Below are 20,397 nucleotides of genomic sequence, written 5' to 3'. Positions count from 1 at the left end.
GCGGTCGGGCCGGCGCCGCCCTGCCCGGCGGAAAGGAGGGCGCATGACCTATCGCCCGCCGGTGTCGCCCTACGCCGCCGGCCTCGCCGGCAAGTGCCCGCGCTGCGGGCAGGGGGCGCTGTTCAAGGGCTTTCTCGGGCTTCGCGCGCGCTGCGAGGCGTGCGGTCTCGATTACGCCAAGGCCGACGCCGGCGACGGGCCGGCGGTGTTCGTGATCTTCATCGTCGGCTTCGTCGCGGTCGCCGTCGCCTTCATCGCGCGTTACGTTCTGTACGCGCCGTTATGGCTGGCCTTTCTCTTCGCCGCCGCGGTCGCGATCGGCCTGCCGCTGTTGCTGCTGCGCCCGTTCAAGGCGACTCTGATCGCGCTGCAATATCAGCACAAGGCCGAAGAAGGCAGACTCGAAGAATGAGCTTCCGCTTCCGCCCCGTGCTGACCGTTTTCGTCGCGATCGCGCTGGCCGCGCTGATCGCGCTCGGGACATGGCAGCTCCAGCGCCGGGAATGGAAGCTCGATCTCATCGCGCAGGTCGAGGCGCGAACGCAAGCCGCGCCGATTCCGTTCGAAGAAGCGCTGGCGCGCGCCGGCGCCGGCGAGAATATGGAATACGCGCCCGTCGTCGCGGTCGGCGCGTTCGCCCACGACAAGGAAGCGCGCGTCTTCGGAACGCTGGACGGACAGGCCGGCGCTTACGTGTTTGCGCCAATTTTTCCTGATACGGATGAAGGGCGCGCGATCTATATCAATCGCGGCTTCGTCCCCCAGGGTGCGTTCGCCCAGGGCGACTACGGGCGCGTGGAAGGGCCGGTCCGCGTCGAGGGGCTGTATCGGACGGCGGAGACGCCCTCAGGCCTCGCCCGCCTGTTCCGGCCTGACGATCAGCCTGCCGATCGTTTGTGGTACGTCCGCGATCCCCGCCTTTTCGCCGCCCGAGACGGCGTCGATGCGCCTTCGGCTTACATCGACAGCTTCGGCCGGGAGGAGCCCGCCGACTGGCCGAAAGGCGGGGCGACGCGGCTCGACTTTCACAACCGCCATCTCGAATATGCGCTGACCTGGTTCGGGCTCGCCGGCGCGCTCGTCGGCGTCTATCTCGTCTTTTCTGCGCGCCGGTGACGCTCTCCGGCCGTCACGGTTTCGGCGGCCAACGATCCGTGTCGCGGTCGGGATGCTGCCGGCTGGAGGATGCGATCGCCGTCAGCTCATCCGGCGCGAAACCCTCATCGGTGCGCTCGCCCGGCAGCGCGTCGAGTCGGGCGAACCAGGGCATTTTCGACTCGACGCCGAGCTGGCGCGCCGGTTCGACCGCGGACGGCCGGTCGAGGCTGCCGAGCGTCACATTGAGATGCGGCGAGGACAGGCCGTCATAGACGAGCGGCGTGCCGCACTCGCGGCAAAAGCCGCGCCGGGCGATATCGGAAGCATGAAACCATGCGATCCGGCCGCGTGTGACGATGAAGTCCGCCCGCTGAACGTTCGCAAGCGGCAGGAAGTAATTGCCCGACGCCTTCTGGCACATGCGGCAATGGCAAATATGCGCGCGCGTCAGCGGTCCCTCGATGCGATAGCGCACCGCGCCGCACTGGCATCCGCCGCTCCTCGGTTCCGTCATGGGGCTCCTCCGCAGTATCGAACGGCGCCGGCCGGCCGCCTTAGCGCCAGAGCGGCGAGACTATAGCGGCGCCGCAATGATGGAAAACGTCAGCATCGGCGCTAACGGGCGTCGAGCTTGAACTCGATGCGCCGGTTCTGGGCGAGGGCGGCCGGCGAGTAGCCGGCGACGAGCGGCCACTGCGAACCCCATCCGGTCGCGGCCAGCCTTTTCGCCGGCACGCCGCGCGATTTCAGATACTCCACGACGGCCGTCGCGCGCTGGGCGGACAGATCGAGATTGGACGCGAAGCGCGCCGCGCAGGAGGGGCCGAGCGGGGTCGCGTCGGCATGGCCGTCGACTCGCAGGACCCAGGGAATTTCAGCGGGGATGTCGTCCTGGATGTCGAGGATGATCGCGGCGATCTTGTCGAGCTCGACCCTTCCGGCATCGCCGATCGTCGCCGAGCAGGGGGCGAAAAGCAGGTCGCCCTGCAGCACGAAGCGGTCGCCCTCGACGCGCACGTCGGCGCGGCCGGCGAGCGCGGCGCGCAACGCCTCGAAGAAGCGCGAGCGGACTTCCTGCAGCTCCTGCACCTTGCGGGCGAGGGCGGCGTTGAGGCGCTGCGAGAGGTTCTCGATCTGCGCCTGCTGCTCGCGGTCCTTCGCTTCGGCCGCCTCCAGCGCCTCCTGCAGGCTCGCGAGCTGGCGGCGCAGCGCGGCGAGCTGGGCGTTGAGCGTGGCGATCTCGCTTTTCTGCTGTTCGGCGAGCGCGCGTTCGGCTTCGAGTTCTTCGGCGGTCGCGGCGACGGTCGATCGGCTCTCGGCCAGCGCGGCTTCCTTTTCCGCGAGCGTCGCTTCGAGCGCAAGGATCTGGTTCTGCAGCGCTTCCTTTTCGGCGCGCGCCAGGCCAAGCTGTTCGGCGAGGGCGTCGAGCCGGGCCGTCAGGCGCGCCAGCTCGGCGTCTTTGAAGGCGAGCTCGTCCTTCACCGAGGTGAGCCGCTCGCCGAGATAGAACTGCGCGACCACGAAGATCGACAGGACGAACATCAGCACAAGGAGAAGCGTCGACAGGCCGTCGACGAAGCCCGGCCAGATATTGGCGTCGCTTCGGCTTCTGCGCCGGGCCATGGGGCCTACTCCCCGCCGCCGACGCGGATCAGCGTGCGGTTAAGGGCGCGGATTTCGTCCCTGAGCGCGGCGATCTGCTCGGCCTGCGCCTTGATCTGCGCCTCGGCGTTGGCGGCGAGCGCCGCTTCGAGCGCGCCCAGCGCGCCGGAAAGGTCCTCCTCGTCCGCAGCCATTCTCGCGCCGTCTTTCGAGAGAAGCCGCCCGGTCTCGGTCATGCCGGAAAGCCAGTCTTCGAGATCGGTGTAGAAACGACCCTGCGCCTGGCCGGCCTGCAGGCCGAGAAAACCGACAACGAGGCTGCCGCCGAGGCCGAACAGCGAGGAGGAGAAGGCCGTGCCCATGCCGGACAGCGGCTCGTTCAGATTGCGGATGAGCTGGGCGACGGCGTCCTCGGCCGCGCCGCCCGCGGAGGTCGCCAACCCGTTGATGGTCGCCGCGACCGCGTTCACCGTCTCAAGCAGGCCCCAGAAGGTGCCGAGCAGGCCGAGAAACACCAGAAGATTGCCGATATAGCGGCCCATCTCCCGGCCCTCGTCCATCCGCGTGCCGATGGAATCGAGAATGGCGCGCGTCGATTCGGGCGTCAGCCGCCCGCCGCGTTCGTCCGCGTCGATCAGGAGCTTGGTCATGGCGTTGATGAGTCCCGGCGGGCGCGGCAGGCGCGCACGGCGCGGATCGACCGTTTCGCGGAACGCCTCGACCCAGCGCACGGCCGGCCCGATCACCGCCGCCTGGCGAAGGTCATAGACGACGCCGATGAAAAGCACGCCGAGAATAAGCCCGTTGAGCGCCGGATTGGCGTTGAAGGCGTCGACGAGCACGCGCGACGGCTGGGGGCTGTAAGGCGAGAGGTAATAGACTACTGCGCCCACAGCGAGCAGGAACAGCAGCATGTTCAGAATGTAGCGTCCCGGCCCGCTGAACCGCACGGCCCTTTCAAGCGATCGCGCCATCGTTTCCCCTCGACCAGACCCCCGACCATCGAGCCGACTGTAAGTCAAAACATGCAGCCTCAAAATCCCTGTGACGGAACGGCCGCGCGCCTGCGCAAGGCTCCGCGCGGCCGTCATGCAAAATCCGGCCCGCTCAGATCATCGCGAGGGGCGGTTTCGACGCCGATATGAACATGGCGCGCCATCTGCGCACTTTTTGCGCCGGACTCTTGACAGGCGAGCAAAACATGACAGATTAATGACAATTCAATAACAGTTCGATGACACAATCGGATCGCGCAGAAGGGAAGGGCTTCGCCATGAAAAAAACGCTCGCCGGCTTCGCCGCCGCCGCCGCCCTCGCCGCCGCCGCTTTCGCGTCGGATTTCGGTCCGACGCCGGTGAATTACGAACAGGCTGCTGAAACCTATATCAGCGAAAGGCTGGTCGATCCGCGCGGAGCGCGGGTTCAGATTGTCGGCGAGCCGTATCAGGTCTACGCCGATGTCGCCGGTTACGAAGGTCTCCCATGCTGGGCGATCGACGTGCGGGTGAAGGCGCGCCTGCCGAATGGAACGTCGGGCGGCTATGTGCCTTACACCGTGCTGTTCCTCGACGGCGAGCCGATCGCCTTGAAAGAGGACGCCCGCCGCTTGGTCCGGCTATAACCGCAGGGCAGCCTGGGGTGGTTGAAACGCTCCTGCTGCGGCGGGAGCGTTTTCTTTCGGCGCCGGGCTTGCGATTCGCCCGGAAAGGGCGCAGACGCAGCGGCCATGTCGCAACGCAGCACCCTCCTCCGGAACATCGCCATTGTCGCCCATGTCGACCACGGCAAGACCACGCTCGTAGACGGCATGCTGCGCCAGTCCGGGGCCGTGCGCGCCTCGGCCGACATGGTCGAGCGGGCGATGGACTCCGACGACATCGAGCGCGAACGCGGCATCACGATTCTCGCCAAATGCACCTCGGTGACGTGGGAAGGCGCGGAAGGCCCTGCGCGGATCAATATCGTCGACACGCCTGGTCACGCCGATTTCGGCGGCGAGGTCGAGCGGATCCTCTCCATGGTCGACGGCTGCCTGCTTCTGGTCGACGCCGCCGAAGGCCCGATGCCGCAAACCAAGTTCGTGCTGTCGAAGGCGCTCGCGCTGGGTTTGCGCCCGGTCGTGGTCGTCAACAAGGTGGACAGGCCGAACGCCGAGCCGGACGCCGCGCTCGATGCGACCTTCGACCTGTTCGCCGCGCTCGGCGCGTCCGACGCGCAGCTCGACTTTCCGATTCTCTATGCTTCCGGCCGCGACGGCTGGGCCTCGCTTTCGCTTGACGGGCCGCGCGCGGATTTGACGCCCCTCTTCGAGACGATCATCGCGCGCACGCCGCCCCCGCCAGTGGAAAAGGACGCAGAGACCCTGCCGTTCCGTATGCTGGCGACGACGCTTGAAGCCGACCCGTATCTGGGCCGCATCCTTACGGGACGGATCGTTTCCGGCGTCGTGCGGCCCGGCGCGAGCCTGAAGGCGCTTTCCCGAGACGGCCGCGAGATCGAACGCGCGCGCGTCACCCGCGTGCTCGCCTTTCGCGGCCTCAAGCGCCAGCCGATCGAGGAAGCCGGTCCCGGCGACATCGTGGCTCTGGCGGGTTTTGCGAAAGCCTCGGTGGCCGATACGCTCTGCGATATCGCTGTAGACGATGCGCTGCCGGCCCAGCCCATCGACCCGCCGACTCTCTCGATTTTCATCTCGGCCAACGACTCGCCGCTCGCCGGGCGCGAGGGCGACAAAGTGCAGTCGCGCGTCATTCGCGAGCGGCTGATGCGCCAGGCCGAAGGCGACGTGGCGATCCGCGTCTCCGACACGTCCGGCGGCGAGGCGTTCGAGGTCGCCGGCCGCGGCGAATTGCAACTCGGCGTGCTGATAGAGAACATGCGCCGGGAAGGCTTCGAGCTGTCGGTCTCGCGCCCGCGCGTGCTGATGCGCGAGGCTGAAGACGGAACGCCGCTCGAACCGATTGAGGAAGCGGTGGTCGACGTCGACGATGAATTCGCCGGCGCCGTCATCGAAAAACTCACCCGCCGCAAGGCCGAACTCGTTGAGATGAAACCGTCCGGGGGCGGCAAGACCCGACTCATTCTTCATGCGCCGACCCGCGCGCTCATCGGCTATCACGGCGAATTCCTGACCGACACGCGCGGGACAGGGGTGATGAACCGTTCCTATCTCGAACACGCGCCCTATCGCGGGCCGATCGAAGGCCGTCGCAACGGCGTTTTGATCTCCACCTCGGACGGCGAGGCGGTCGCCTATGCGCTCTGGAACATCGAAGAGCGGGGCGTGCTTTTCATTTCGCCGGGCGAGAAAGTCTATCAGGGCATGATCATCGGCGAAAACGCCAAGGACGATGATCTTGACGTCAATCCGCTCAAGGGCAAACAGCTCACTAACATCCGCGCCGCGGGCAAGGACGAGGCGGTGCGACTTACGCCTCCGCGCCGGCTCTCTCTTGAGCAGGCGATCGCCTATATCGCGGATGACGAGCTCGTCGAGGTGACGCCGAAATCGATCCGGTTACGGAAGAAAGCGTTGCTGCCTCATCTGAGGAAGAAGCGCGCGAAGTCGGCGGAATAAGCGACCGGCGTCGCCGGCGGAAATGGCGCGCCTGTCAATTCAGTGTCATGAACAGGGCTTATCCCGCTTTGCGGAGTAGGAAAGGACTGATGATGGCGCTTCGCCCCCTGCTGTTGTCCGCTGCGTCTTTCTTGCTGGCCGCCTGCGCCGCGGGCGGTCCGGACGCGCCCGATCTGTTCGCCTCTCCGGCGCCGGAAGCGCCCGATGGCGCGATCCGCGCTGTCCCCATGCCTTCGGCGCCGCTCGACGCCTCGAAAACGCTCACGCGCATCGTTTTCGCCTCCTGCGCCCATCAGCGCGAGGACCAGTCGATCTGGGATCGGATCGCCGCGGAAAACCCTGATCTCATTCTCTACATGGGCGACAACGTTTACGGCGACGTCCGCTCGGGCGATCCGGCTCTGCCGGAGCTTAAGGCGGCCTATATGCGCCTGGCGCAGAGCGAGCCTTTCTCGCGCGCGCGCGAAAGAGCCCCGGTCATCGTCGGGTGGGACGATCATGACTACGGTCTGAACGACGCGGGGGGAGATTATCCGTATAAGAAACAGTCGGAAGCGCTGTTCGATTACGTCTGGGCGCTTCCGCCGGACGACCCGCGACTGGCGCATCCTGGAACCTACGGCGCATGGATGATCGGCGAGGAAGGCTCGCGCGTGCAGGTCATCCTTCTCGACACGCGCTATTTCCGCTCGCCTCTGAAGCCGACGGATGAGTACGGCGCGCGCGGCAAGGAGCGCTATCTGCCCGATCCTGATCCGACAAAGACCATGCTTGGCGAGGCGCAGTGGAGCTGGCTCGCGGAGGAGCTGAAAAAGCCTGCGGATCTGCGTCTTCTTGTTTCATCCATTCAGGTGATCGCCGACGGCCATGGCTTCGAGGCCTGGCGCATGCTTCCGGCTGAACGCGAGAAGCTGTACGCGACGATCCGCGAAGCGGGCGCAGGTAATCTCATCATTCTTTCCGGCGATCGACATCTCGCCGGGTTTTACCGGCGAGAGGGCGCGCTCGACTATCCGCTGTTCGAGGCGACCTCGTCTTCGCTCAATCTGCCGCAAAGCGCCTGGCGCGCCGAAACCGGCGACACCTATGTAGAGCCGGGGCCTCATCGCCTCAGGGAGCCCTATTACGAGGCGAATTACGGGCTTCTCGACATCGACTGGGCGGCGGGCGAAATCGTCGTGACAATTCGCGGCGCCGACGGCGCGCCGGCGCTCAGCGAACGGATCGCTCTCGATACCCTGCGTTAAGCAGAGTTCTCCGGCTTCGCGGCGCGGAAGCGGAAACGGCATTCATTGTCGCCGCGCGCCATGCAGGCGGCATGATCGACCTCCGTGCCGGACGCCGCGCGTAGAAACGCCAGATCGAGCCGGCACACGTCAGGATGCGCGCGCGCTAACGCATGATAGACGCAGTTATAGGCCGTGATCGCTGGCGTCGGCTCCGCAGTTGCAGTTTCTTCCGCGTCGAAGCCCATTTCCTGCAGCGCTTCGGCAATGATCGAGACTCGCTCCCTCAACGGAAGACCTTCAAGCCGAGCGGCGAGATCTTTGGCCAACGTGCGGCCCAATCGTTCGAGCGCCGTATTGACGCCTTCGGGACCGAGCGTCTCAATCAGGGCCTCCAGCGCCTTGAGCGAGAACAAGTCGTAATTTTTCGGGAACAGATGCGCGCCGCGCTCGGTGAGGGCATACAGCCGGCCAGGCCGGCCGCCCGTGGCGACCGCGACGGCGCGGCGCATCACATAGCCCTCGCGCACCAGCGCGGCGAGATGCTGGTTCACCGCCGTCCGGGTCACGCCGAGACCTTCGGCGATACCATCGACCGTTAGCCCGGCCTTGTTTCGCAGCAGGAGGCGCAAGAGCGCGCTTTGCGTGCGTCCCAGCCCCACCAGATGTTCTTTGTCCGCCATGAGAGTCAACTTTGCGTGAGAGCGAGCCTAGCAGGCGTCCATGAGCGTTGTCATTTTGACTATTATGACATAATAATATGTCATTAGCACGCTTCCGCACCTGACCCGATGCGTTTGGCGGGGCGTATTCCATCGCGGGTTCTCCGTAAAATCGCGCTTAGAAAGGACAAGATCCATGCTTAGAAGAGCCATGATCGCAGCGGCTTTCGCGGCGGCTGCGTTGACAGGACTCGCCGTCCAGGCAGGCGATGAAGGCCCAAGCGACCTTGAAATCGCTCATATCGCCTACACGGCGGGCGAGATCGACATCCGTTACGCCCATCTGGCGCTGGCGCTGTCTGACAATCCGGCGGTGCGCGGCTTCGCGGAAACCATGATCCGCGACCACTCTGCAGTGAATGACGCCGCGCTCGGTCTTCTCGACAAGCTCGGGGCGAAAGCCCGGGACAACCCGACCAGCCGGTCCCTGCTCAAGCAGGCAGCGGAAAAGCGCGCCGAGCTAAAGGCGCTTTCCGGCGCGGCGTTCGATCGGGCCTACGCCGAAAACGAGCTTGCTTATCACCAGTTTGTCAACAAGACGGTGGAGGAAGTATTCATTCCCGCCGCCGACAACGAAGAGTTCAAGGCGTTGCTGGGGACCGCGCTCAAGACGTTCAAGATTCACCAGGCCCACGCCGAGCGGTTGGTGGAGCAAACCCGGTGAGGCGCGCGCTCTATGGGCTTGTCGCGGGCCTCGCGTACGCAAGTGTCCCGCAGACCGGCGAAGCGGAAACCCATATCATCGAAATGCGCGGGCTTGAGTTCATTCCCGCCGAGATTGATGTCGCAGTGGGCGATACGGTGACATGGGTGAACGCCGACGTCATGCCGCACACGGCGACCGCCTCAGACGGATCCTGGGACTCCGGAACGATGGAGGCGGGCGACGAATGGTCGCTCGTTATAGAGACGGAGGGCGCGCTCGATTACGTTTGCGCGTTTCACCCGACGATGACGGGCGTCATCAACGCCCGCTGACGCTCTGCCGCCTTTCGCCTAACAGTGACGAATCCCTCGCGGCGGGTTATAGTTCCCGCCCCGCTAGCGAGGGATTTTCATGGACGGCGAAATAAAGACGAAACCGCGCGTGTGGACGCGCGAGGAGGCGGAGGCGTTGTTCGCGCTGCCCTTCGCCGATCTCATCTTCCGCGCGCAGACGGTTCACCGCGCGCATTGTCCGGCCAACGCCGTGCAGGCGTCGCGGCTTCTTTCCATCAAGACCGGCGGCTGTCCGGAGGACTGCGGCTATTGCAGCCAGTCGGCGCATTTCAAGACCGGCGTGAAAGCCTCGAAGCTGATGGACCGCCAGGCGGTCCTGGCTGAGGCGAAACGGGCGAAGGAAGAAGGCGCCTCGCGCTTCTGCATGGGGGCGGCCTGGCGCGCGCCGAAAGACCGCGACATGCCTGCGCTGTGCGAAATGGTCGCTGAGGTAAAGGCGCTCGGCCTTGAGACCTGCATGACTCTGGGCATGTTGACGGACGAGCAGGCCAAGGCGCTTTGCGAGGCGGGCCTCGATTATTACAACCACAATATCGACACCTCGCCGGATTATTACGGCAAGGTCGTCTCGACGAGGACCTTCGAGGATCGGATCGACACGCTGAAGCGCGTGCGCGCTGCGGGCATGAAGGTTTGCTGCGGCGGCATCGTCGGCATGGGCGAGGAAGTCGAGGACCGCGTCGGCCTTCTCGTCGCTCTCGCTAATATGAACCCGCCGCCGGAATCCGTGCCGATCAATGCGCTCGTCGGCGTGCCCGGCACGCCGCTGGGGGAGTCGGAGCCACTTTCCGCCATCGAGTTCGCCCGCGTCATCGCGGCGGCCCGAATCATGATGCCGACCTCGATGGTGCGCCTGTCCGCCGGCCGCGAGCAGATGAGCGAGGAGGCGCAGGCGCTGTGTTTTCTCGCCGGCGCCAATTCGATTTTCGTCGGCGACGAATTGCTCACGACGCCCAATCCGGGCGAGGCGCGCGATAAGGCGCTGTTCGACCGGCTGGGGATCGAGCTGGTATGATGACTGGCTGAGGGCCTATTCGCCGTCCTTGGCGCGGCCCGCCGCCTTCTCGGCGATGCGGGCGGATTTGCCGCGGCGCTCGCGCAGGTAATAGAGCTTGGCCCGGCGCACCTTGCCGCGGCGCACCACCTCGACGGAGTCGACGAGCGGCGAATAGACGGGAAACACCCGTTCCACGCCCTCGCCGAACGAGATCTTGCGCACGGTGAAGCTCTCATTGAGGCCGCCGCCGGAGCGCGCGATGCAAACCCCTTCAAAGGCCTGAATGCGTTCGCGGTCGCCCTCGCGGACCTTCACGTTCACCTTGATGGTGTCGCCCGGCGCGAAGTCCGGCAGGGACTTGCCAAGCTCGGCCATGTGCTCTTTTTCAAGCTGCTCGATGATGTTCATGGGTCCGCATCCTTGTTCTCGCCGCGCCGGATAGGACCGTTTTCGCAATACCTCTTCCAGAGGTCCGGTCGTCGCGCCCGCGTTGTTTCTTCAGCCTTTTCGCGCCGCCACGCCGCGATCTTGGCATGATCGCCGGACATGAGGACGCCAGGAATCTCCCGTCCTTCGAAGACGCGAGGGCGCGTGTATTGCGGGTATTCGAGAAGACCCGCCTCGAAGCTTTCCTCGCGCAACGATGAGGCGGAGCCTAATACGCCGGGAAGCAGGCGCACGCAAGCCTCGATCAGGGCCATGGCGGCGATTTCCCCGCCTGCGAGCACGAAGTCGCCGATGGAGATCTCTTCGATCCCCCGGGCCTCGATCAGGCGCTCGTCCACCCCCTCGAAGCGGCCGCAAAGCGCGACGAGTCCCGGCCCTGCGGCGAGGGCGCGCACGCGGGGCTGGGTCAGCGGCGTCCCGCGCGGGGACAGATAGACGACCGGCCGGCCCTCGCGCGGGACGGAATCGAGCGCCTTCGCCAGAATGTCGGCCCGCATCACCATGCCGGCCCCGCCCCCGGCCGGCGTGTCGTCGACCGAGCCGTAAGGGTTGTCCGAAAAATCGCGGATCCGGACCGTATTGAGCGCCCATGCGCCTTCGGCGCGGGCCCGCCCGAGCACGGAGGCGTCGAGAGGACCCGGGAAGAGCTCCGGAAAGAGGCTCAGAACTGTCGCGCGCCACATCACGCATCCTCCTGGCGCATGGCGTCGAGGTCGACGCCAAGGTCATCGGACGCGATGACGCCGGCGTCGTCGCGAAGCGTCGGCGCGCGCTTGTTGCTCTCGGCCGCGCCCAACGCCTCGCGGGCGACCGTGAGGCGGCCCGCTTCCAGATCGATCGCCGGCACGGCTGTCTTCAAGAACGGGATCATCACCGCCCGCGCCCCGCCGTCGCGCTCGCCGAGTTCGAGAATGTCGCCGGCGCCGAAATTGTGGACCGCGACCACGCGTCCGAGGCGCGCGCCGGACTCGTCGACTGCCTGGAGGCCGACCAGATCTTCCACATAGAATTCGTCCTCGTCTTCAAGGGCGGGGAGCGCCGTGCGGGGGACGTAAAGCCGGGTTCCGGCGAGGGCCGCAGCGTCTTCCCGGCTTTGGATCTCCGGCGCGCGCGCGAGAATGAGGCCAGGTTTCAGGACGCGGACGACTTCCAAGGTAAACCGCCGCGCGCCGTCCTCGCTCTCCGTCGGTCCGTAGGCGGTGACGTCCGCCTCGCGCTCGGTGAAGGTCCTGATCTTCATCTCGCCCTTCACGCCATGCGCCCCGGCGATGGCGCCGAGGCAGACTCGCCGTTTATCCGGCGCGTTCATGGTCCTTCATGCGGCTCGAACAGCCGCCCCTTCTCGACCCAGAGCGCCAGCGCCAATGCGGCGAGACCGAGACAGACGAAGCCCATGATGATCGGCGTCGTCGTGCCGTCGTAGAAACGCCCGATCACGCCGCCCAGGAAGCCCGCCAGCGTCGTGCCGGCGAAACCGTTTGCGGCGGAAGCTGCGCCGGCGATGTGGCCCATCGGCTCCAGCGCCATCGCCGTGCAGTTCGGCCCGATCAGCCCGAGCGCGAAGAAAGACAGCGAGGTGAACAGCAGGAACATCGTCAGATTCTCGTAGCCTGCAGCGACGATAAACAGATGGATGAGGTTCGCCAGCACGAAAAACAGGATCGCCCCGTGGCACAGCCGGCGCATCCCGAAACGACCGACAAGCCGCGCGTTGAGCAAAGTCGCCGCGCCGAGCGCCCCGGCGATCATGGCGAAGGCCATCGGAAAGCGCGCGCCGAGATCGAAGGTTTCGAGGAAAATCTGCTCCGAAGCGCTAATATAGCCGAACAAGGCGCCGAAGGCGAGGGCGGCCACGAGCGTGTATCCCATCGCCGTCCGGTTACGGACGAACTCCAAATATCCGGCGCCAATGCGGTCGAACTTCAGCGGCCGGACGTTCTCTGTCGTCAGGGTCTCGGGCAGACGCGCCCAGAACCACGCGCACAGCACCAGGCCGTACAGCATCAACGCGATGAATATTCCCCGCCAGGGCGCGGCGAACAGGATGAGCTGGCCGAAGCCCGGCGCGAGGATCGGCGCGGCCATGAAAACAGTGATGGCGAGCGACATCACCTCGGCCATGCGCCGGCCTGAGGCGAGATCGCGCACCAGCGCGATAGCGGCGACGCGGCTTGCGGCCGTCGCCACGCCCTGAAAAGCGCGCGCGGCCAGCAGCAGAGAGAAACTCGACGCGACGACGCTCAGCAGACATCCGACCACATATCCTGCAAGCGCCCATAACAGCACCCGCCGTCGCCCGAAGCGATCGACAAACGGGCCGAAGATAAGCTGCGCGAGGCCATTGCCGATGATATAGACGACGACGATGAGCTGGCGGTCGTTATCGCGGGCGGTTCCCAGCTCTTCGCCGATGAGGCCCAGAGCCGGAAGCATCATGTCGATGGCGAGCGCGTTAAGAGCCATCACCGCTGCGACGATCGCTACCAGCTCGGCGAAGCGCAATGGCGGCGAAAGGCTGGCGTCGCCGGGACCGTCGCCCAAAGCTTCGCCGTCGCGTAAAGGCTCCATGTCTCGCATGAGCGGGCAAGTAGCGCATTTCCGCGGGAAGGGAAATGCGGTCCGCCGGCCTAGGTCCGGGTCGCCGCAGCCGGTTCGGGCGACGAAGGCGCCTCGGCCGTCTGCTGAAGCGCGGCGCGATGCTCGGCTGCGAGATAGTCGGCCGAGCCCATCTCCGCCAGGCGCGAGGCGGCGCGGGCGAACTCGAACGCGCCGTCGCCTTCGGGGTAAAGGGCGTGCGGCTCGACGTCGGCTGAGCAGACGAGCTTGGTGCGCGCCTCATAGATCGCATCGACCAGCGCGACGAAACGTTTGGCTTCATTACGCCGGGACGGATCCATGCGCGGAATGCGGTCGATGAGGAGCGCGCCGTAGCGCCGGCAAAGCGCGATATAGTCCGCCGCGCCAAGAGGCTTCTCGCACAGATCGGCGAAATCGAACCGCGCCGCGCCGCGCGCCGCGCGCGGGACCGTCAGCTTGCGTCCCTTCACGACGAGATGCTCGACGCGCTCCCTGGCTCCGCAGATGAGGCGCGCCCAGGCTTCGTCCATAGCGGCGTCGGCTTCGGCCCCCAGCGGATGGTGGTAGACCGGCGCGCCGGCGAGCCGCTCCAGCCGATAATCGCGCGCAGCCTTAAGCTCCATCACGTCAAGGCGCGCTTTCAGCAGCGCGATGAAGGGAAGAAAAAGCTGGCGGTTAAGGCCATCCTTGTAAAGGTCGTCCGGATGACGGTTCGATGTCGCGACTGCGACGACGCCGCGCGCGAACAGAGCGTCGAACAATCGCCCGAGGATCATCGCGTCGGCGATGTCGGAGACCTGAAACTCATCGAAACAAAGCAGCATCGCCTCGCGCGCGATGTCGTGCGCGACGGGAGGCATCGGGTCGTCCGGCGCCTTGCGGTCGACGCCAGGATGGCGCTTTTTCGCGCGCGCCGGCGTTGCGCGCCAAGCCGCTATGCGTTCGTGGGTTTCGGTCATGAACTCATGAAAATGAACGCGGCGTCTGGGGGCGAAGCTCGTGTTGTTGAAGAAGATGTCCATCAGGAGCGACTTGCCGCGCCCGACTCCGCCCCACAGATAAAGTCCGCGCGGCGGCGTTCGCCGTCCGAACCATGACAGGCCGCTGCGGCGGACCGCCAGCGCCACATGCAGGCGCTGCAAGCGCTCGGCGGCCTCTTCCTGAGCCGGATCGGCTTCGAGCGCGCCGCTCTCAACGAGCGCGCGATATCTGGGAAGCGGCCCCCGCATCGGGGCTCTATAGCCTGCGCGATGCAGGGCGCAAAGCGCGGCCGCCGTCCTGCGCGCAAGCCGGCGCGCCGTCTGGAAACCGCCCGGCGGCGGCGTTGGCGAAAGCCACGAGCGAGAGCATGACGGGCACCTCGACCAGCACGCCGACGACTGTCGCCAGCGCGGCGCCGGAGTCGAGCCCGAAGAGGCTGACGGCGACGGCGACGGCGAGCTCGAAAAAGTTGGACGTGCCGATCAGCGCGCATGGCGCCGCGACGTTAAATGGGACTCGCCAAACCCAGGCGGCGCCGAAAGCGAGAGCGAATACGCCATAAGACTGAATAAGCAATGGAACGGCGATGAGAGCGATGACAAGCGGCTTTTCGATGATCACATTTCCTTGAAAACCAAAGAGCAGCACGACGGTCGCTAAAAGGCCGATGACGGCGTAGGGTTTCAATTTCATTGTGAACGCGGCGACGGCGCTGTTGCCGCCGGATGCCTTCAGGCGCCGTCGCGTGGCGGCGCCGGCGGCGAGCGGAACGGCGACGTATAGCGCAACGGAAACGATCAGCGTTTCCCATGGCACGGATATGTCCGCGACGCCGAGCAGCAAGGCGACGATCGGCGCGTAAGCGAAAACCATGATCGCGTCATTCACAGTGACCTGCGTCAGCGTGTAGGCGGCGTCTCCGCGGGTGAACTGCGACCACACGAAGACCATCGCCGTGCAGGGGGCCGCTCCCAAAAGAATGAGGCCGGCGATATATCCATCTGCGTCCGCCGGCGGAATCAGCCCGGCGAAAATGTGCTTGAAAAACACGACGCCGAGCAAGGCCATGGTGAACGGCTTGATCAGCCAGTTGACGATAAGCGTGATGATCAATCCTTTTGGACGGTCGCCGACATGACGAAGACTCTTAAGATCGACGTTGATCATCATGGGATACACCATCGCCCATATCAGAACGGCGACGGCGAAGTTGACATTTGCGTACTCCCAGGAGGCGAGCGCGTCGAACAGGCCCGGCGCGAGCCGGCCCAAGGCGACGCCGGCTGCGATCGCGAGCGCGACCCACAAGGAGAGATAGCGTTCGAAGATCGTCACGACACGATCCTTTCCGGTTTCGGTGTGGGGGAGAATGCAGGCGTCAATCGAGGCGTTCGGCGATGAATTTATCTATCTGTTTGCGGATCGCCTGAAAGACGTCCTCGAAGGCGGCGCGGCGCGCGTCGTCGTCGCCTGTCGCGGCCGCCGGGTCCGGAAAGCTCCAGTGCAGTCTTTCGGGCCGCTTTCCTTCTGCTGCAGGCCAGACCGGGCAGATCTCGCCGGCGGCGTTGTCGCAGACGGTGACGACCACATCCATGATCGGCGCGCCGGCGCGCGCGAACGCGTCCCAGCTCTTCGAGCGCGGCGCGCCCGCCGGCACGCCGTGCGCCCGGAGGGTCTCCAGCGCGAGGGGGTTAGGCCGGCCCGTCGGCTGCGAGCCGGCCGAATAGGCCCGCCAGCGCCCGGCGCCGGCGTGGTTCATATAGGCCTCGGCCATGATCGAGCGGGCCGAATTGCCTGTGCATAGAAAAAGGATGTTTTTCATCAGTCGGTTCAGGATCGTGGCCGTTCGGCTCGCCCGTCAGCGCGGCGCGCAACAGGCGGTTTCAGATGCAGCGTTACGCTGCGGGACGAGATCGCCGCCGTATTCAGCGCTGTCGCCGAAGGTGTGGAAAAGCTCCCAGACTGCGCCCTCGGGCGAGCGCGCCCAGTATTTGTCGCTCCTGGCGTAGCAGCAGGCGGCGTCCGACTGTTCGACGATGTCGGCTTCAGCCGCCTTCAGTCGGTCCGCCACGACATGGAGCGCTTCGCTGTCGTCGACCTGCACGCCCACATGATCGACGCCCGGCGCGCCGCCGCGGGTCGAGACGGAGATATTGGCCCGCGGGTCGTCGAGCAGCCATTTGGCGTAATCGGCCTCGCGCTTGTCGGGACCGCGGCCGAACAGGGCGGAATAAAAGCGGACGGACTCCTCGAGGTCTCTCGCTCTGATGTGGACGTGTAGGCGTTTCATACGGCTGTCTCCTGTTTTTCCTTGATGACGTAAGGCCCGCACAGGCGGGGGTCTCCTTGGCAGCAATCGGCCAGCAGAAAATCGACAAGCGCCCGCACGCCGGCGTAATCGGCCGCATAGATCACGCTGCGGCCGGTCTTGCGCGACAGAACCAGGCCGGCATTGGCCAGTTCTTTGAGGTGGAAGGACATGGTCGGCGCGGAAACGCCAAGAGCCTCGGCGAGAGCGCCCGCCGATAGACCTCCCGGCCCTTTTTTCACGAGCAGCCGCAGAGCCTGAAGCCGGGTCTCCTGCGACAGCGCTGAGAAAGCGGATATGGCGCTATCAAATTCCATAATTAGATAATTATGGAATTATTTATGTTTGTCAATGGGCGCGCAACCATTCGACCGCCGCCGGCGCCCCTCGCGGCGCTGAAAGCCGCGGCGCAACAGGCCGGCGGGGAGAAGCGCGGACCCGCGTCTTTTCGCCGCTGTGCGAAAGCGGACGGCGACGGCGCATGATGGCGACGCAGCCATGCTGCGCCGACAGCCCCTGACGCGGCGGAAACAGATCTTTAATCCGCATCCCTGATCCGATCGACATATGAACAAGCTGCCAAGTGAGCCCCGCAGCCGCTTTGGACTTGAGACGCTTCGCGGCGACCTCTTCGGCGGCGCGACGGCCGCTGTGGTCGCGCTGCCCCTAGCGCTGGCTTTCGGCGTCGCATCGGGCGCGGGTCCGGTCGCGGGGCTTTACGGGGCGATCGCAGTCGGGTTTTTCGCGGCCGTTTTCGGCGGAACGCCGACGCAAGTCTCTGGGCCCACGGGGCCTATGACCGTCGTGATGGGCGCGGTCATCGCCGCGCATGCAAACAATCTCGCCGAAGCCTTCGCCATCGTCACGCTGGGCGGCCTCCTGCAAATTACATTCGGAGTCATGCGTCTCGGCAGATATGTAACGTACACGCCATATTCCGTCGTATCCGGGTTTATGACCGGCATCGGCCTCATCATCATGTTCGTGCAGATCCTGCCGTTTCTGGGGCTCGATGCCTCAGGCGGGGGCGTGATCGGCGCGATTAAGGCGCTCGCCGGGATTGATCCCTCGACGATACGGCCCGGCGTTGCGGGATTAGCTGTCGCTGCGCTCGCGTTGATCGTGTTCTGGCCGAAGCAGCTGCAGCGTTACTTTCCGGCGCCGTTGGCGGCGTTGGTTTTCGGCACGGCGGCGGCGGTTTTCATCCAAGACGCGCCGACGATCGGGTCCGTGCCGCAGGGGCCGCCCGCTCTGCTGATTCCCTCGATTTCGCTGGCTGATGCGTCGCAGATGCTGCAGGCGGCGTTCATCCTGGCGCTGCTCGGCTCCATCGACAGCCTGCTTACCTCGCTGATCGCGGACTCCGTCACGCGCACGCGGCACGATCCGGATCGCGAACTGATCGGACAGGGAATCGGCAACGCCGTCTCAGGCCTAATCGGCGGCCTGCCGGGCGCGGGCGCGACCATGCGCACTCTGGTGAACATCCGCGCCGGCGGGCGCACGCGGCGTTCCGGCGCGATTCACGCGCTCACGCTGTTGGGGATGGCGCTGGGGCTCGGGCCGGTTGTGGAGCGGGTGCCGCAAGCTGTTCTGGCGGCGATTCTGATGAAGGTGGGCTGGGACATTATCGACTGGCCTTATCTTCGCCGGATGGCGAGCGCGCCGCGCGACAAGTTCGTCATTATGCTCATCACGATGGGACTGACGGTGTTCGTCGACCTCATCATGGCTGTCGCTGTGGGGATAATCATGGCGAGCCTTGTTAACGCCCGTCATATGGCGGAGTTGCAATTGAAGACTGTCAGGCAAGTCGCATCGCCGGACGAGCTCGATCAGCTTAGCGACGAGGAGCGCGCGCTCCTGCGGGCTGCCGACGGCAAGGTGCTGATCACGATCCTGCAGGGAACCTATTCCTATGCGTCGGCGCGCGAACTCGCACGCCGCGCATCGCCCGCGCTGACCGGCGCGCGCGTCTGCGTCTTCGACTTTACGAACGTCGCTTATGTCGACACCAGCGCGGCGCTTGCCGTGCAGGAGATTATGACGATCACCCACGAAAAGGGGCAAATGATTTTCATCTCCGGGCTGTCCAGGGAGGTTGCAAAAACGCTCGACGGACTCGCCGCCTTGCCGCATGTTCGGCCGGAAGCGCGTTTCGCCTCTCGCCGGGAGGCGATAGAAGCGGCCGTCCGATACGCGACCGCCGACGCTGATGCGCGCAAGGAATGACAGAGCCCGCGCCAAGGATTAAGGGAGCGCCGCGTGCCTGTTGATGTCGGACGGGACCGGCTTGAGCGCGCGGTCTTTCGAGACCGCGTTCCGACGAATAATCCACCCGACGCCCGGCGATTTCGACGAGATGGGCCATGTCAACAACACGATCTGTGTCTGCGCAGGACGTCGCCGCCGCCCATTGGCGCAATCTCGCCTCGTCTCAATTGCGCCGGCGCTGCATGTAGATCGTGCTGCGCCACGAGATCGACTATCGCGCGCCGGTTCTACCGGGCGCGGCGGCCGCGGCGCGCACCTGGCTCGGGCGCGCGCAAGGGTTCCGCTTCGTGGACATCCGGAAGCTGGGCGCCGCGCGAGCGAGCGCGTGCATGAAGTCAACTGGCGTCTACTCGACATCGAGACTCGCCGGCCGCGAGGGATGGGACCGGAGATCTTCGCCGCCTTCGGACTCGGTCCTGACGCGCTCGCGCGATCGGGTTGAGGAAAGGGACTTGGCGGGGCCGGCCCGTCGCGCCATAGCTAAAGCGTCTGTAGCTGGCCAAGTTGCGCGCATCGGAGGAGAACGCCATGACCGCGCCCGAATCCGGCGAGGAGCCCTGTCTGACCGCGCTCGCCCACGGCGGAGGGTGCGGCTGCAAGCTGGCGCCGGACGTGCTGCGCGAGCTGTTGAGCGAAGCGCCGCTCGCTTCGGGCGAGACAGCGCTTCTCGTGGATGCAGCGACCAGCGACGATGCGGCGGTCTATCGGCTGACGGACGATCTCGCGCTTGTCGCCACGACTGATTTCTTCACGCCCATCGTCGACGACCCTTACGACTTCGGGCGCATCGCGGCGACCAACGCGCTATCCGATGTCTATGCGATGGGGGGGCGGCCCATCTTCGCGCTCGCGCTTGTCGGCATGCCGATCGACAAGCTCGGCGCGCCGACCATCCGGAAGATCCTTGCGGGCGGGCGCGCGGTCTGCGATGCGGCTGGGGCTCCCATCGCCGGCGGCCACTCAATTGACGCCGCTGAGCCTATCTATGGCCTCGCCGCGCTGGGGCTTGTCAATCCGAAGAGAATCCTGCGCAATTCCGGCGCGCGCGCAGACGACGCGCTTGTTCTCGGCAAACCGCTCGGGATCGGGATATTGAGCGCAGCCCTCAAGCGCGGCGTTCTTGATGCGGACAGTTATCGGCTGATGATCGAGTCGACCACGCGGCTCAATACGCCTGGCGTCGATCTCGCCAGCGTGGAAGGGGTTCACGCAGCGACGGACGTCACGGGCTTCGGGCTGCTGGGCCACCTTCTGGAGATATGCCGGGCGAGCGGTCTCGCTGCGGAAATAGACAGTTCGTCCGCACCCGTCTTTCCAGCCGCCCGCGCGCTGGCCGACACGGGCGTGCGCACCGGAGCGTCCGCGCGAAACTGGCGGAGCGTCGCGGAAGCCGTCGATGCGCCGGCGCATTGGGCGGAGGTTGAACGCGATCTTTTTTGCGATCCGCAGACCAGCGGCGGGCTGCTTGTGGCCTGCGCGCCGGAAAGCGTCGAAACAGTCCTTGAAATTTTCGCCCGCCATGGCCATGGCGACGCTGCGATCATCGGCCGGCTGGCGCAAGGCGCGCCGCAAATCGCCGTCCGCTGAAA

General features: G+C 65.7%; 23 protein-coding genes. 10 read left to right on the top strand and 13 right to left on the bottom strand.

The annotated features are described in order from the left end of the window. Positions 1-43: 43 nt before the first annotated feature. A complete protein-coding gene (locus tag CHB64_RS01070) occupies positions 44-412 on the top strand; it encodes a DUF983 domain-containing protein (protein ID WP_089410739.1) in 369 nt (122 codons plus the stop codon). Continuing rightward, positions 409-1,116 (top strand): SURF1 family protein, encoded by a 708-nt coding sequence (locus CHB64_RS01065; protein ID WP_089410738.1) that lies wholly within the window; start codon positions 409-411, stop codon positions 1,114-1,116. Before CHB64_RS01070 ends, CHB64_RS01065 begins: the two co-directional genes overlap by 4 nt. Positions 1,117-1,129: 13 nt before the next feature. Here CHB64_RS01065 and CHB64_RS01060 read toward each other — a convergent pair whose 3' ends face one another. The 3 genes from CHB64_RS01060 to CHB64_RS01050 all read right to left on the bottom strand — a co-directional run bounded on the left by CHB64_RS01060 (position 1,130) and on the right by CHB64_RS01050 (position 3,674). After that, positions 1,130-1,612, bottom strand: a complete 483-nt coding sequence (locus CHB64_RS01060) for a GFA family protein (protein ID WP_089410737.1) — start codon at positions 1,610-1,612, stop codon at positions 1,130-1,132. A gap of 101 nt (positions 1,613-1,713) precedes the next feature. Next, positions 1,714-2,721, bottom strand: a complete 1,008-nt coding sequence (locus CHB64_RS01055; RefSeq protein ID WP_089410736.1) for a peptidoglycan -binding protein — start codon at positions 2,719-2,721, stop codon at positions 1,714-1,716. 5 nt (positions 2,722-2,726) lie between these two features. Further along, positions 2,727-3,674 carry a hypothetical protein gene (locus tag CHB64_RS01050; protein ID WP_089410735.1) on the bottom strand — a complete coding sequence of 316 codons (948 nt, stop codon included), beginning with the start codon at positions 3,672-3,674 and terminating at the stop codon, positions 2,727-2,729. A 299-nt stretch (positions 3,675-3,973) separates the two neighbouring features. Here CHB64_RS01050 and CHB64_RS01045 point away from each other — a divergent pair, with 299 nt between their 5' ends. The 3 genes from CHB64_RS01045 to CHB64_RS01035 all read left to right on the top strand — a co-directional run bounded on the left by CHB64_RS01045 (position 3,974) and on the right by CHB64_RS01035 (position 7,524). Next, a complete protein-coding gene (locus tag CHB64_RS01045; RefSeq protein ID WP_143265912.1) occupies positions 3,974-4,321 on the top strand; it encodes a hypothetical protein in 348 nt (115 codons plus the stop codon). Between the two features lie 105 nt (positions 4,322-4,426). After that, complete coding sequence (gene typA, locus CHB64_RS01040) at positions 4,427-6,277, top strand: translational GTPase TypA (protein ID WP_089410733.1); 1,851 nt, start codon at positions 4,427-4,429, stop codon at positions 6,275-6,277. 89 nt (positions 6,278-6,366) lie between these two features. Then, positions 6,367-7,524: an alkaline phosphatase D family protein gene (locus CHB64_RS01035; protein ID WP_200815189.1), complete on the top strand. Its 1,158-nt coding sequence runs from the start codon at positions 6,367-6,369 to the stop codon at positions 7,522-7,524. Here the strand turns inward: CHB64_RS01035 and CHB64_RS01030 are convergent. Beyond that, positions 7,521-8,186, bottom strand: coding sequence for a helix-turn-helix transcriptional regulator (locus CHB64_RS01030; protein WP_089410732.1), 666 nt, complete (start codon positions 8,184-8,186; stop codon positions 7,521-7,523). The genes CHB64_RS01035 and CHB64_RS01030 overlap by 4 nt on opposite strands. A gap of 175 nt (positions 8,187-8,361) precedes the next feature. Between CHB64_RS01030 and CHB64_RS01025 the strand changes: the two genes are divergently transcribed. The 3 genes from CHB64_RS01025 to bioB all read left to right on the top strand — a co-directional run bounded on the left by CHB64_RS01025 (position 8,362) and on the right by bioB (position 10,239). After that, positions 8,362-8,889, top strand: a complete 528-nt coding sequence (locus tag CHB64_RS01025) for a DUF4142 domain-containing protein (protein WP_089410731.1) — start codon at positions 8,362-8,364, stop codon at positions 8,887-8,889. Beyond that, entirely contained in the window at positions 8,886-9,203 is a 318-nt protein-coding gene (locus CHB64_RS01020) for a cupredoxin domain-containing protein (protein WP_089410730.1), read from the top strand. Before CHB64_RS01025 ends, CHB64_RS01020 begins: the two co-directional genes overlap by 4 nt. Before the next feature lie 79 nt (positions 9,204-9,282). Further along, positions 9,283-10,239 carry a biotin synthase BioB gene (gene bioB, locus CHB64_RS01015; protein ID WP_089410729.1) on the top strand — a complete coding sequence of 319 codons (957 nt, stop codon included), beginning with the start codon at positions 9,283-9,285 and terminating at the stop codon, positions 10,237-10,239. A 15-nt stretch (positions 10,240-10,254) separates the two neighbouring features. On the opposite strand, the gene rplS is transcribed toward bioB, so the two are convergent. The 9 genes from rplS to CHB64_RS00970 are packed head-to-tail and all read right to left on the bottom strand — an operon-like array spanning position 10,255 to position 16,851. Then, entirely contained in the window at positions 10,255-10,629 is a 375-nt protein-coding gene (rplS, locus tag CHB64_RS01010; protein WP_089410728.1) for a 50S ribosomal protein L19, read from the bottom strand. After that, complete coding sequence (trmD, locus tag CHB64_RS01005) at positions 10,626-11,354, bottom strand: tRNA (guanosine(37)-N1)-methyltransferase TrmD (protein WP_089410727.1); 729 nt, start codon at positions 11,352-11,354, stop codon at positions 10,626-10,628. The genes rplS and trmD overlap by 4 nt, the downstream gene beginning before the upstream one ends. Beyond that, positions 11,351-11,977, bottom strand: coding sequence for a ribosome maturation factor RimM (gene rimM / locus CHB64_RS01000; protein ID WP_089410726.1), 627 nt, complete (start codon positions 11,975-11,977; stop codon positions 11,351-11,353). Before rimM ends, trmD begins: the two co-directional genes overlap by 4 nt. Further along, complete coding sequence (locus tag CHB64_RS00995) at positions 11,974-13,236, bottom strand: multidrug effflux MFS transporter (protein ID WP_159462358.1); 1,263 nt, start codon at positions 13,234-13,236, stop codon at positions 11,974-11,976. Before CHB64_RS00995 ends, rimM begins: the two co-directional genes overlap by 4 nt. Positions 13,237-13,295: 59 nt before the next feature. Continuing rightward, positions 13,296-14,474 (bottom strand): cell division protein ZapE, encoded by a 1,179-nt coding sequence (gene zapE, locus CHB64_RS00990; protein ID WP_089410724.1) that lies wholly within the window; start codon positions 14,472-14,474, stop codon positions 13,296-13,298. A gap of 7 nt (positions 14,475-14,481) precedes the next feature. After that, the gene (gene arsB / locus CHB64_RS00985; protein WP_089410723.1) at positions 14,482-15,561 is read right to left on the bottom strand and encodes an ACR3 family arsenite efflux transporter; all 1,080 of its coding nucleotides are present in this window, start codon (positions 15,559-15,561) and stop codon (positions 14,482-14,484) included. A 43-nt stretch (positions 15,562-15,604) separates the two neighbouring features. Continuing rightward, on the bottom strand, positions 15,605-16,048 hold the full coding sequence (locus tag CHB64_RS00980; protein ID WP_089410722.1) for an arsenate reductase ArsC: 444 nt from the start codon (positions 16,046-16,048) through the stop codon (positions 15,605-15,607). A gap of 36 nt (positions 16,049-16,084) precedes the next feature. Further along, a complete protein-coding gene (locus CHB64_RS00975) occupies positions 16,085-16,516 on the bottom strand; it encodes an ArsI/CadI family heavy metal resistance metalloenzyme (protein WP_089410721.1) in 432 nt (143 codons plus the stop codon). Continuing rightward, entirely contained in the window at positions 16,513-16,851 is a 339-nt protein-coding gene (locus CHB64_RS00970) for an ArsR/SmtB family transcription factor (RefSeq protein ID WP_089410720.1), read from the bottom strand. The genes CHB64_RS00975 and CHB64_RS00970 overlap by 4 nt, the downstream gene beginning before the upstream one ends. A 250-nt stretch (positions 16,852-17,101) precedes the next feature. On the opposite strand from CHB64_RS00970, the gene CHB64_RS00960 reads away from it, so the two are divergent. Next, positions 17,102-18,766 carry a SulP family inorganic anion transporter gene (locus tag CHB64_RS00960; protein ID WP_089410718.1) on the top strand — a complete coding sequence of 555 codons (1,665 nt, stop codon included), beginning with the start codon at positions 17,102-17,104 and terminating at the stop codon, positions 18,764-18,766. A 570-nt stretch (positions 18,767-19,336) separates the two neighbouring features. Then, the gene (gene selD, locus CHB64_RS00955) at positions 19,337-20,395 is read left to right on the top strand and encodes a selenide, water dikinase SelD (RefSeq protein WP_089411414.1); all 1,059 of its coding nucleotides are present in this window, start codon (positions 19,337-19,339) and stop codon (positions 20,393-20,395) included. Positions 20,396-20,397 lie beyond the last annotated feature (2 nt).

Source organism: Amphiplicatus metriothermophilus, from assembly GCF_900199215.1.
GTDB lineage: Bacteria > Pseudomonadota > Alphaproteobacteria > Caulobacterales > Parvularculaceae > Amphiplicatus > Amphiplicatus metriothermophilus.
This window is presented reverse-complemented; position numbering and strand designations above follow the sequence as displayed.